The following is a 12,629-nucleotide window of genomic DNA, read 5'->3' as shown; positions in this document are numbered from 1 at the left end:
TCATGATGAGAGTGTTTTATGCATTGCTGATTTCCCTGTTCGTAGTGGGGCAAGCACATGCTTATTCTTATGCTGCTGCGGGCAAAGAACCGCTGATTGATGCACGTGAAGCAATGTTGAAGGCTGCACTTGAAGGCAACTTTGAGGCTGTAGAAACCGCTGCAAGTGAGATTTCTGAGGAGCTGACGTATCTGACGCAAGATTATGATAGCGGTCTTTCTGAAGCGTTCGAGAGTGCATTCGCATCGCAGGATACACCAGCGCTTTCAGCTGCTATCAACCGTGCATTCATCGCTGAGATAACCCGGCGCCTACAGGCTGGAGCTGAAAACCTGAACGACTATCAAACAGCAAAGGTGCTGGTGGTTAAATCTAAGCGTTTCTTCGATTCAATGGCTGGGGAGCTGCCTGGAGAAAAACGTCAGGCAGCAGATGAAGCCCTGCGTCAGGTACTGGAAGCAATAGGTAATCCGGGTGTGTTCGGTGTGGGTAAACGTGAGCCTGATCCAGCTGCCTACAATGCGGCCGTCGAAGCCACTCTGCAAGCTTTGGCAAACTAAGATGCTGCGGGTAGGGTGGGGCCTTGCTCTCTTTTGTTATGCGGCACTGTCCATCTGGCTGCTCCGCCACCCTCCCAGCATTCCGACTGACGATGCATTCTTTTTCGTCAATGGCACAATCCGCTTCAGTGTCCTTGAGTTCAGGCCACATTTCCCCGGTTACCCCGGTTTCATCGCTCTCAGCAAACTTCTGTATTTTGCAGGCCTAACCGCCAAGCAAGCCGTCTTCTATCTCACGCTCTGCTCAGCACTTTCACTACCACCACTTTCTGCATGGGCGGCAAGAGCACATGGAGCCACACCAGCAGGCACATTACTCGCGTTTGCCGGCGTTCTAACCCTCCCGTTTTTGCCTCTCGTCAGCCTCAGTATGATGAGTGACGCCACCGGCATAGCCTTCTTCCTTGTGGTTCTGGCAAGCATGGGCAGGGGGCATCACGGCTTCGCCGGTGCTTTCGCAGGATTGGCACTCGCCTGCAGACCGTCCTTCCTCATCCCTATCGGTCTCTCTCTTCTCTCCGAATGGTGTTTAAAGAAAGAAGCCCGGTTCACCTTGTTCGTTGCAATGGCAGCAACACTCTTCCTGTTTTTCGGCGCAGTTGTTCTGTTAGAGGGCGAAAGCTACTTCCTGGAAGCGCTACGGTTTACAGAGGGCCACTTCACAGTTTGGGGAAACACCTCATTCGAGCAAGCAACAAAACGCGACACTTGGCTCGACGCAGCAACCCGCGAACCTCTCGCTTTCATCACCTTATCCCTGCTCATCTGCACTGCTGCTTATGCACTTTTCAAAAAGCCCCAACTCACTCCTCTCACAATCGCCACCCTATCAGCTCTCCTCTGGACAGCATTAGCCCAAAACCCAGAGAACCTGCGCCACGTTTTGCTGCCGTCTGCATTGCTGGTTATTTGGTTGGCAAGTTTGCGGGCGAGGTATGCGAACTACGCGCTGCTCATTGGTGTGCTATTGCAGCTGAGCTTGTGGTCCCAATTTGTACTTCAACCGACATTAGACTCACCATTGGATCGGTCGATCGAGTTCCTAGAAAAACAACCAAACGGTCTGTTGGTTACAAATCGCGGAGTTTACTATCTGCGAAATCGGCTACCTAAACATCAGATTAAAGATGCTTATTACATTGATGGTGAAGAGCGACTAACTATTCAAACAAACAGTCCTGCGTGGAAACTTACAGGATCAACCGAAGATATAAAATGGTGTGAAAACAATTACTCGTTTGGAAGCAGAACACTTGGCGAGAGAGACTTGCATATTCAGTCTAATTGCTGAGTATTGCGAAATCGAACTAGAGAATTTTAATTACTCCTTATATAGTCACTCCAAAATGTAAAAAAATTCCCAATTGAAAACTTTACTAAACCTCTTAATATACCATGAGGTTAAATGGTGAGCCCGCACCGGTTCGAACCGTGGACCTACTGACTAGATGGCACTTCAGCGGGGAGCGTTCATTTGCGTTGAAGAGCGAATCATTGCTATGAATCACAAATAGTTGCAGAAAATTATTTGCTCTGACCTACCTTGCTTTTCGCGCTCAATCTCATACATTTGCTGACAGAGAACGGTAAGCAGTTCGTTTTGACCTATCACGGTTTGGATGCTGTTTTGCACAGGTTCTAAAAGAAACTCCTAGTGGTCGTCACAGGCTGTCAGGCCTTCAGAAACGGCAGTAATCGGCTACGTATTTCAATTGATATTTTCGTATGTGTGGTGGCTCCTGTCACGAGCCGTCAGCGGGAGAGGTTTGTCTATGCCGAACATAACGAAGCGAACGGTGGATGCGGCAAGTCCAGCAAGCAAAAAGCGACTTCTAAGGGATAGCAAGCTCAAAGGCTTTGGCCTTCAAGTGATGCCAAGCGGTGCAAAAACATTCATTGTGCAATATCGCACGCATGAAGGCCGCTTCCGTCGTATGAGCCTTGGCAGAAATGGAGAGTTGACCCCAGATCAAGCTAGGGACTTGGCGACCGATGTTCTGGCAAAGGTCCGAAACGGGGATGATCCCTTGTTAGAGCGGGAAAACAAACGACCGGCTCCCATAGTGAATCATCTTCTTGATACTTACATGAGCAAACATGTGCAGGTTCATAATATGCCTAAGACAATGAACGTCTCCTAAAGCGATGTGTCGTTCACGACTGGGACACATGAAACTCAGCTCTGTTAGGCGGCAGGATATTGCAAAGCTGCACCACGCGTTGCGAGCAACACCACGTCAAACCAATCAAGTTCTGGCAGTCTTATCAAAGGCGTTCAATCTCGCTGAAGTGTGGGGATTGCGACCAGAGCACACTAATCCGGTTCGGTTGGTCAAGCGTTACAAAGAAAACGAGCGTGACCGTTTCCTAACAGGGGAGGAGTTGCAATGACTGGGGCGGACTCTTGAACTGGCAGACCAGGAAGGTCTTCCCTGGGTCATAAAAGCTGGGAAGAGTACAGCCAAGCACTTGCCCAAAGATATTGCAAAGCGGAAGACATTTGTTAACCCAAGAACTCTTTGTTGCTTGCGTCTGCTGCTTTACACCGGTGCGCGTTTGAGTGAGATCGCAACCCTGAAATGGGAGCATATTGATTTTGAATTGGCCACGTTTGCACTGCCTTCAAGAAAAGGGGATGAACGTAAACCTCATCCGGTAAGTATCAGCGCCGTCGAAATACTCTCTGAGATCCAACGAGTGCATGGTTCACCTTATGTTTTACCCGGCTGTAAAGAACCGACACAACGTGACCATCACCAATCGCTATGTGAACCTTGATGCCCATCCAACTCGGGTGTTGTCAGAGACGATTGGAGAACGGATTGAGGCCGGATTGGAAGGACGAGAATGAGAACTCCGCTACAGCATTTGGAGGTATTTACTTGGATATTTGCGAGCACCGTATGAGGTTTTTGACCAATTGCTGCCATTTGCTTTGGTGTGAAACAATCCTAATCAAAGAAAGACCTCAACCTAGAAGCGACTATATAGGCTGGACGCTGCGGGGCAGTGTCCGTCATCAAGGATAGTTGGACAAGATTGGCTTTCGAATAGTGGAGTGTCTGGCCCTTTTGCGTGTTGATGTTAAGCGGCTTGAGCGTGGTAGCGCAAGCGACGATTTTGAAGAGTTCTGCGTTTAATCATCTGTCGGTTTTGTAAGATCGCCTTATCCCTCTCGAAATAAACATCTGCTGGTGTCACGTTACCTAGGCTCTCGTGATAGCGATGATTATTGTAGTAATCGACGAAGTTCCCGATCTGTGCTTCCAAGTCCTCCGACATGTAGTAGTTTTCGAGTAAGATGCGGTTCTTCATGGTCTGATGCCAACGCTCGATCTTACCTTGCGTTTGCGGATGGTATGGCGCTCCCCGAACATGCTTCATACGCTTCTCCTCCAACCATTCAGCCAGGTCGGTAGAGATGTAGGAGCTCCCGTTATCGGACAGTAGCCGTGGACGATGGAGTATCTTGGGCTGCTCGCATCCAGAGACATCGAGTGCCAGTTGAAGGGTATCGGTTACATCCTTGGCTTTCATAGTGGAACACAGCTTCCAGGCAATGATGTAACGGGAGTAATCGTCGAGAACAGTTGAGAGATAGAACCAACCCCAACCAATAATCTTGAAATAGGTAAAATCGGTCTGCCACTGCTGGTTCGGCTTTGTTGTCTTATCCTTGAACTCGTCTGCGGCCTTGATGACGACATAAGCCGGGCTGGTAATCAGGTCTTGCGCTTTCAGTAGTCGGTAGACAGAAGCTTCAGATACAAAATAGCCTTTTGTGTCTGTGAAGCGGACCGCGAGCTCTCGTGGTGACAAATCTGGCTCGTCTAGCGCCATCTCGATAATCTGTGATCTGATCTCATCGGGAATACGGTTCCAGACCTTGGCGGGACGTGAAACTCTGTCCTCCAACGCTTCAACGCCGCCTTCCAGATAGCAGTTATACCAAACATAGAACGTTGAGCGTGGAATACCCAGCAGCTCTAACGTGCGCTTGATTGGCTGATGTGATCCTTCAACCAGCCGAATAATCTCCAACTTCTCGTGGGCGGGATATCTCATTCGTCGTCTCCCCCATCCTCGAGCATGCTTTTTTTAAGAAGCCGCAGCTCCAGAGCTTGTTCGGCGACCACCTCCTTGAGATCGCGTGCTTCTTTGCGCAGCACCTTGACCTCACCGGTGCTGGCCTGACGGGCCGTATCACCAGCAAGTCGCTTCTTACCGGCTTCCAGAAACTCCTTCGACCAGCTGTAGTAAAGCCCCTGTGAGATGCCCTCTTGTCGGCACAACTCGGCAATACTGTCCTCACCACGCAGTCCAGCCAGAACGATACGTATCTTGTCTTCAGTGGAATAGCGCTTTCGGGTCTTGCGCCGGATGTCTTTAACCGCCTTCTCAGCTGCAGCGCTGGCGGTCCTTGTGTTTTGCCCCATTGTTCACTCCTAGTCTAGTGATCATGGGCCAAAACACTCCCTTACTCAAATCGATCGATCTGTCCATATGACTTCGACGGGGAACAAACTCCAGATGGTTGAGCAGTGGTACAATCGCGGATTTGAGATTTTGAAATTGAATGGGGCAGGGCAGCCTGCCCACTGCACTTATTATCAAGTCGCCGGCGCTGATCCGGCTCCCCTCAAAATTTACAGCGAAGAGATACGCTAGGAGACGGGAATAATGACTGCAACTCTTTACACGATGACGCCAACTCAACAAGCTGGCGTAATGGAATGGTCTGAGGTCGGACAGCCAGCATTCAGTCAATCCTATGACGCTCTGACAACCTACGACAATTATGGCACCATGATCCTCGTCGGATACCATAAGGGCAGCGGAAGTTGTGACACATTCGAGCTTCTTGAAGCAGAACCTTGGATCAAGCAAGTGCCCAATACATTTGAGCTTGGCAAAGATTGGGATTCAATTCAGCCGTTTCACATGATGAACAAGCCTCATTTGCTCGCCTATCAGGCTAAAAACGGGCACATGTATTTCTTCCCTTTAACTAAGGATCTAAAATCCGAATATCCTTTGCATTTTTATCATACACGCTATCCCTATACGACGAACCTGAGCGAAGTAAAATGCGCTGTCGATCTGGGGCAGAATTTTGTGTTTGGCTACAACCATACAGATGGTTCCGTTAATACCTGGACGATCGCAGCCACGGCAAAATCTGAAGGGAAAAGTCCTCCGCTTGTCGTAGAAAATGTCTGGGCTCACCAATGGGCTAAAGGCTGGACACGTTTTGCCTTCTTCACCTGGGGCAAAGAAAATTTCTTCTTGAAAACAAATACATGGAAACCGAACGTCAATATCGATCATTTCTCAGATGATCTAAGCGAAGGAACCAACGAAGTTGGATCTCATCTGCGTCTGAAGGATGATCAGGAGCTGGATATTGTGCATCCGTTTATGGTTGGTCCAGGAAATCCATATTTTATGACCTACATCGCGAGTAGTGGCGAAGTAACCTTAAACCGCGTGCACGGTGACTGTATGGGTTGGACAACTGAGGCAACTGTTACCGCGGTCACAGACGTGTCGCAAATTATTCCATACCGGCTGGGTGAGCAAAACTATGCGCTATTTATGTAGTTGGATAATAGACTAATCCAAAGTCCAGCGCAGTTGGTAGCCAAAGCAAAACTTCAGCCATATTTGCAGATTTAACATTTCCCAACGCTCGATACAGGGGCGTTGGAGACTTCAAAGCTTCTAATAACTCAGCCTGCCAATCATTAATTTGCAAAGAAATGATCTTGTAGTCTTTTCGCGTGAGAGCTACCCAATTTTCAGTTCGCTGTGGTGTTGTCACAGTGTCGTTCAAATGAAGTGACGCGGCCAGTGAACGGATTGGGTACTCTAACTTAAGAGTTCTTAGGCATGGCGATGCTTGTAATAGCTCAGAGTGGATTGATATCAGAGAAGTGATCGACGTTTCTGAAGGATAATAAAAATACTCTTCAAGACCATGATGGAGCAATATCTCGGCCTGCGTTCTCTCATATCGCGCCAACTCAGCTGGGATCTTAAATAGAGCGACTTGATCAGGGCAGTTTGCTCCCTTCGGTTGCGTTTCCTCCAGAAACTCAGGGAGTTTAGCTCCTAGCTTATATAAACTGGAATAACGCGAAGGATGGGTGACAATGTATGCCTTAGCAAATCCCTCAAAGACTTCATCTCCCATGAACTTACATAGCAGCGGATACTCTGCCTTTAACGCTTCGACCAAGCGCATAATGTATCCTGACGCATAAATGTTGATGCGCTCGATTGCAGGAAACTGTTCCGTCTCTTTTATGGCCTCTTCGAGGGTAAGGTTTGTTTGGTGCTGAGCTCCTAAAAGTTTTTGATAGAGGTCACCACGGTTTATCAATACCTCCTGTAGCCAGTTTTGTAGTTGCTTTAGTTGGGTATCTTTCTTTAGACAACTTTCCTTCATTATCGAACAACCGGGCTCGAGAATGCACCAGACGCTTGATTGATGTCGACATTCTCTAGTTGTTGGTAAGGCTTTCCTTCAAAAATGAGCCGTGCCTTGTTCAACTCAGCGACAACCTCAGAAAAGCTCGGAATGTTTGCATCCCATTCCAGCAGTGTCGAAACGGGGCCAGTTTTCTCTAGGAGCACTTTGTAAAGCTCCCAGACTTGATCTGGGACAGGTTGATCGTGGGTATCCACCAGACAGTTACCAGCCCGTGTAGGACCAGCTAAATGCACTTGTTGGATGCTGCTGTGAGGAATGTTCCTCAGATACTCCAGCGGATCATAGCCATGATTGAAGGAGGAGACGAAGACATTGTTTACATCAAGCAGTAAAAGGCAGTCTGTTTTTTTGACGAGTAACGACATGAACTCCCACTCGCTGAGCTCATTTTGTCGAAACTCAAGATACGTGGATGGGTTCTCAAGAAGGATTGGTTGCCCAAGAAAGGTCTGAACTTGCAGCACCCTCTCGGATACATGATTGAGGCTCTCTTCCGTCAAAGGCATTGGTAGGAGATCATGAGTGTTGTGCCCAAGAATGCCTGTCCAGCACAGGTGATCAGAGATCCACGATGGTTGGACAAAATCAGCCAGCTCTTTGAGCTTTTGAAGATACTCCCAGTTCAGTGGATCTGAAGATCCCAGATTGAGGGAGACACCATGCATCACAATCGGGCATCGGCTACGGAGCTCCTTGAGAACATGGCGACTATATCCGTGGTTGTCGATGAAGTTTTCACTTATGATCTCAAACCAGTCGACAGGTAAACTCTCGCAAGCCATAATCTCAGGGAAGTGTTGAGAACGCAGGCCAACCCCAAATCCTAAATAGTCAGTGTTTTCGTTCAATTTCGAAGCCGCTGAATCTGCGGCCTCGTGTTTTGAAGTAGTCAATGAACTCATTTGATCCCGTTCAGGTGCTTGGTGGCATTGCTAGGCGCAAATCATTGGCCTTTGGTGCTTTATGAACATCAGGATCGAGCCCTTTCGCATGACAGTAAGCTTTCCACGCTATGTCGTAAACGGCATCCCCTTCAGAGTAAGGGAGATGTTGCTTCAACGGCTCTGAGGTATGTTCAGGAGCAGGTCCAAACTTATAGAGTTGCATCTCATAGCAATCATCGTCTTGTTTTGGGTAAAGCTGAGAGGCTGAAATTGGTACTGCACATCCTCCAAAACCTCCGCATTTGTTGTCGGCTGGTGCGCTCTTAAGGCCTTTGGCAACAGAACCTCCACAGCTACCTCCACCGCTGGCACTTTGAACGAAACCGCACCCACCCTGCGTCTTACATTCGTTTGAACCTTTACAGCTATGGTAAGCTAAAACGCTTGCACAAGTCTCGGCATCTGAACCGTTTAAGTCCATACCCTGACAAGCATGGTAAAGAACATGCTCCTTTTGTGAAGCAATGCCTGACACAAGATCCGGTACTTTTCCGGTTACGGCCCAACATATAGAAACTCGATCACCAGACCCATCCATGGCAGGAGAGGGGAACTCGGTGTTATCGCTGTTGTTCCAATAGCTGTTCAAGACTGTAGTGATGCCCTTAATCGTCCCAACCGCGGCTTGGCTTAAGATTTGATAGCTATTGGGATTGGCTTTCAGGTTGTTGAGGGCTGTTGCGATGTCTTCAACACATGGCACGTTAGGGGCTCCATTTATGCCAAGCATATCTGGCTTCCAGATATGCTTTTCATGCCATGTATCCCATGTCATGTAATCGGGCTTTTGTACAAGTTGAAGCACTTCCGAAAATAGTTCGAAGTGGTCTTTATCCGCTGCATCAGATCTGGCGCGAGCTATACCAGATAACGTTGGGAGCTGTTTGCCTTGATCATCGTAATGAGGATAATCTTGAACCAACGCTTCTTTGTTAGGCTGGAACTTTTCCTTAACACTGCCTAGAGGGTTTGCTGAGCCTCTTGCAAGTGAGTTAGCCCATGACTTAAAGCCCCAAACCCTCACAATGTCTTGGACAACATCCCCGCCTTCACCCTGATCAGTGATTGCATTGATATTGTTAATGAGCTTGAGCTTCAGGCTGTCCAGCTCTTCCAGGTTCATATCAATCATCGGATATTGTGAAGCCGTTTGTACAGGCTTATTGAACCGGTCACGTTGTAAACCTAAGAGGCGCCCAAGCAAACTGGTTCCATCTGAATAGGTAATTTCAAGATAACTCCAGTAACATAAGTACATATGCCCAATTGAACCGAACAGAGGTAGATCTGCTTCCGTCATGCTGGCTTTAAACCAATCAAATGGTGCAGGTTCAAAGTACTTTAGTCTGGTCTTATCACCATCGGGCTGAGGATCTGGTATGGGAACTTCAGAATTTTCCAGATTGAGCTTGGCGAGTTCAACGGTCTCTTCAATTGCCATGAACAGTTTTGCCTGATCTTTGTTCATGGCGCGTAGGATCACTTGCATACCTTTTAAGTTCATTAGGTCGGGATCATATGAACACAAGATGGGATGATCTATCCAATCATTGAAATCCAAGATATGCGGAATCATGGTGTTGCCATGCTGATAGCAGATCCATCCGAACTCTTCGTTCTGTAAGGCTCTGCTTGTGAAACATGGTTTTACTCCAATCAAATTTGCCATGTTTGAAGCGAGTTGTAGATGCAACATCTCTTCGATAAACACGCTGTAGACTTTATTGAAGACTTGCTTGTTTGTTGTGTCAGGGTCAGCGGCAGGACCAGAACCAGGCCACCAGCGGCCTTCATAGAGCTTACTGCCCTTACTATTGATTTGATGTGTACCTTGGACTGAGTACAGTGCTGTCATGTAAAGGGGGATTGTAAACAACTCTACATTGATAGCTGCTTGAGCTATCGCTTTAACACAGGACAGATCGTCATCTATGTACTTTGGGTCGCGATCTGTGCAAGCATCGACCAGAGCCGAGCAGGCGCTATCAGTCAGTTCCAGGAAAGGGTGTTTCATTGAGGTGTCCTTCGGTTTGGCGAAAGCACACCTGGCGTTGATTTTCATTATCGCCAGGCGCTGAAGAGAAAAACAACGACTGACTTATATAGTTGAGATTGCAATTTGTGCCCCAACTCTGACAAATGGCCCATTGTCCGAGTTGTCATCTGAAAGTGGGTTTACAATCGTAAACTGCTTGATGGCTTTGGGCTGAAAAACAAGAGCCATTGAGGATCCCCCGTAGCTGAACCACCCAAGTTCTTGTCCTTTTTCAACTCTATCGCCTAGTTTGACCTGAATTGAGATAGATGAGATCTCTGTGATCCCAATGGGCATAACGCATACGCAACCGATTGCAGGATTTTCGCTCTCAATAAAGATAAGTGCCCTAGTGTTTACCATCGCTTCGTATCCTTGAGACTTAGTTCCAGCTGATGGATCAAACCCTTCCGAATAAAGCTCAGAGAACATATATCCGTTTACGACTCGTGCTTCGACAACCTTACCGGCGATAGGAGCTCTCCACCGGTGATAGTCGTTGCCACTCAGGAACGTTTGAACGACATCTCCGCCAACAAAGCGCGTTGTGAGAGGGCTGCCGTCAAGCATTTGCTTGAGAGAATAGTTTTGGGCTTTCGTCTCAAAATCGTCGTCTAGTTTTACATTACGTGCGATGCGATAAACGGTGCCATCATTAGCAGATGTAATCACTCGATCATTGTCCGGTCCATCAATTGGTCGGCAGATCGCAATGATTTGACGATGGAAGAAGTCGTTAAACGACGTGTATCCCCAATGCGCAGGGTCTTTCTCGATCTGTTCTTTCGTAACGAACTGATCCAGGCTGTTGGCTTTCCATGAGGCTTCAGAAAGCCAACCATCCTTTGAGGTAACAACGACACTCAGTGAAGCAGGAGAGTCCAAAAACTCACACCAGGCATCAAGAATGTTTCTCAGGGCGTCATTGAAAAGCTTGTTTTTAAAGACAAAGTTCCCTGCAGGTGTCCACATCATGTAGACAAACAATCCTGACATTGGAAATGCTGAATGCGGTAAGTCCGGGTCAAAGATTGGTGCATGTTTGATAATGTAATTGAGGGCACATAGCATATCGTTGATGGATTTAATTCCATACGTTACTTTAGGTTCTTCTTCCTGGTGAACTTGCCAGCCTTGCTCAATCATCTCGCTCACAAGACCATGAAGGTGATCGTCTTCATTCAGCAAAAAGGCTAGGGCTTGAACTGAGGGCTCGAGAAAAGAGTAGCCTTGTTCAATTTGCTGTCCATACGCTGATATGGACTTTTTACTGATATGATCCAACCACTTCCCCAGAAGCTTTGAGTCCCGCGGGAGAAAACCTGCAATCACACCCGGTCTATTTTCATGATGAGATTGAAACTGTCCTTGAGGCATCTATAGCTCCTGTCGCAGCATGCATGAACTTGATATGCATGCTGACAATAGGGAGAGCAGATTTTGGAGAGCAACTTCTGAATACTATTTGGCAAATCCTGCAACAGTAGAGTTAGATTAATTTTGCTTGCTTAAACAAGTGATTTTTGAGGTCTACTGGTATAATGGTTTAGTAAATTTCTTTGTAAAATATTCTATCGGCTACTACAGATGCTTAAATGAAGATCTGTAGCCTATCCAATTTGATTTCCGGGTTACTTCGAATTCCCCATTTGCATTCGGAAATAAAAATTTGGGCGTTTTCATTGTTGCAACTTGATTGAAAGCAGATTTTCTTCCAGCGATAAGAAGCTAATCATTTTTAAATGTACGATTTAAGATGTTGCGCTTAAGGCTAGCTCTTAATCAAAAATGGAAAGGATATCGGGAGGAGCTAAGAGAGATGAAATTGCGCTTTCAAATGCTCTCATTTGTTGACATAGGCTGACACAAGGCACAAAAGCAAAAAGCTCCCGGGAGGGAGCTTTGTTAAACCTCTTTATATACCATGAGGTTAAATGGTGAGCCCGCACGGGTTCGAACCGTGGACCTACTGATTAAAAGTCAGTTGCTCTACCAGCTGAGCTACGGGCTCTTGGGCGGTGACCGCTGGGTCGCTGCCTGTGAGGGGTCTTCTAAGGATTGCAGGGGTTTAGCGCAAGAGCTTTTTTTCATTTTCCACACAGTGCGTTTTTAGGCTTTTTGACCGTTCTTATGTTGAGGGGGCGATGCGATTGCTGAATTGCTTTAAACTGGAAAGATGGGGAGTGAATTGATGTTTGGTTGAGCACTCTCTATATGAACGACAGATGAGCGACCTCCGTCCTCACGTCGGCAGAGTGTAGGGTGCGGTGCACAAATTGCGCGTTGGGCTATGATCTGCTCCAGAGGAGGTGACTGCTGCAATCATTTCAGTCATCCATTGGTTTTGGGGGTATTATTAGTTCTCTAGGTGAAATAACGTAGGATCGCTACTTAAAATGAAGCGTGATACTTCACAAAATCTGTAATACCTTAGTATACTATTTTGTGGAGGCAATTGGCAGTTTGCTGGTGTATCACCTGAATTTTGGCAGTTTTTCGTGAAATATCTGTGGGGCTTTCGCGTGTGCGAAATGCTCATATATCTGAAAAAGTATTTTTGAATCAGTTTGTTAGGTGAAATGGCGTGCGGCTTGGAC

General features: G+C 47.2%; 11 protein-coding genes and 1 tRNA gene. 6 read left to right on the top strand and 6 right to left on the bottom strand.

Annotation, left to right across the window (positions count from 1 at the left end):
* Nucleotides 1-2: 2 nt before the first annotated feature.
* The 5 genes from PSE_RS16395 to PSE_RS27510 all read left to right on the top strand — a co-directional run bounded on the left by PSE_RS16395 (nt 3) and on the right by PSE_RS27510 (nt 3,411).
* On the top strand, nt 3-560 hold the full coding sequence (locus PSE_RS16395) for a hypothetical protein (RefSeq protein ID WP_014285893.1): 558 nt from the start codon (nt 3-5) through the stop codon (nt 558-560).
* Nucleotides 496-1,851, top strand: coding sequence for a hypothetical protein (locus tag PSE_RS16390; RefSeq protein ID WP_193384372.1), 1,356 nt, complete (start codon nt 496-498; stop codon nt 1,849-1,851). The genes PSE_RS16395 and PSE_RS16390 overlap by 65 nt, the downstream gene beginning before the upstream one ends.
* Nucleotides 1,852-2,332: 481 nt before the next feature.
* Entirely contained in the window at nt 2,333-2,701 is a 369-nt protein-coding gene (locus PSE_RS27520; protein ID WP_208997945.1) for an Arm DNA-binding domain-containing protein, read from the top strand.
* 328 nt (nt 2,702-3,029) lie between these two features.
* The gene (locus tag PSE_RS27515; protein WP_208997961.1) at nt 3,030-3,338 is read left to right on the top strand and encodes a tyrosine-type recombinase/integrase; all 309 of its coding nucleotides are present in this window, start codon (nt 3,030-3,032) and stop codon (nt 3,336-3,338) included.
* The gene (locus tag PSE_RS27510; protein WP_208998256.1) at nt 3,274-3,411 is read left to right on the top strand and encodes a hypothetical protein; all 138 of its coding nucleotides are present in this window, start codon (nt 3,274-3,276) and stop codon (nt 3,409-3,411) included. Before PSE_RS27515 ends, PSE_RS27510 begins: the two co-directional genes overlap by 65 nt.
* A gap of 233 nt (nt 3,412-3,644) precedes the next feature.
* Here the strand turns inward: PSE_RS27510 and PSE_RS16380 are convergent.
* Nucleotides 3,645-4,996, bottom strand: a protein-coding gene (locus PSE_RS16380; RefSeq protein WP_086003608.1) for an IS3 family transposase whose coding sequence is annotated in 2 segments (ribosomal slippage) — nt 3,645-4,658 and nt 4,661-4,996 — 1,350 coding nt in all. Because the reading frame shifts where the segments join, the coding sequence is not laid out codon by codon here.
* 244 nt (nt 4,997-5,240) lie between these two features.
* Here PSE_RS16380 and PSE_RS16370 point away from each other — a divergent pair.
* Entirely contained in the window at nt 5,241-6,161 is a 921-nt protein-coding gene (locus PSE_RS16370) for a hypothetical protein (protein WP_014285889.1), read from the top strand.
* On the opposite strand, the gene PSE_RS16365 is transcribed toward PSE_RS16370, so the two are convergent.
* From PSE_RS16365 to PSE_RS16345, 5 genes are all read right to left on the bottom strand, one after another.
* Complete coding sequence (locus PSE_RS16365; RefSeq protein WP_014285888.1) at nt 6,154-7,008, bottom strand: DNA-binding domain-containing protein; 855 nt, start codon at nt 7,006-7,008, stop codon at nt 6,154-6,156. The two genes, PSE_RS16370 and PSE_RS16365, sit on opposite strands and share 8 nt — an antisense overlap.
* A complete protein-coding gene (locus PSE_RS16360; protein ID WP_051125929.1) occupies nt 7,008-7,955 on the bottom strand; it encodes a DUF692 domain-containing protein in 948 nt (315 codons plus the stop codon). Before PSE_RS16360 ends, PSE_RS16365 begins: the two co-directional genes overlap by 1 nt.
* Before the next feature lie 10 nt (nt 7,956-7,965).
* Nucleotides 7,966-10,011: a ferritin-like domain-containing protein gene (locus PSE_RS16355; protein WP_148266163.1), complete on the bottom strand. Its 2,046-nt coding sequence runs from the start codon at nt 10,009-10,011 to the stop codon at nt 7,966-7,968.
* An 84-nt stretch (nt 10,012-10,095) separates the two neighbouring features.
* Nucleotides 10,096-11,409 (bottom strand): phosphatidylserine decarboxylase family protein, encoded by a 1,314-nt coding sequence (locus tag PSE_RS16350; RefSeq protein ID WP_041768628.1) that lies wholly within the window; start codon nt 11,407-11,409, stop codon nt 10,096-10,098.
* A gap of 558 nt (nt 11,410-11,967) precedes the next feature.
* Nucleotides 11,968-12,043 (bottom strand) — tRNA-Lys (locus tag PSE_RS16345).
* Nucleotides 12,044-12,629 lie beyond the last annotated feature (586 nt).

The sequence above is a fragment of the Pseudovibrio sp. FO-BEG1 genome, from assembly GCF_000236645.1.
Lineage (GTDB): Bacteria > Pseudomonadota > Alphaproteobacteria > Rhizobiales > Stappiaceae > Pseudovibrio.
This window is presented reverse-complemented; position numbering and strand designations above follow the sequence as displayed.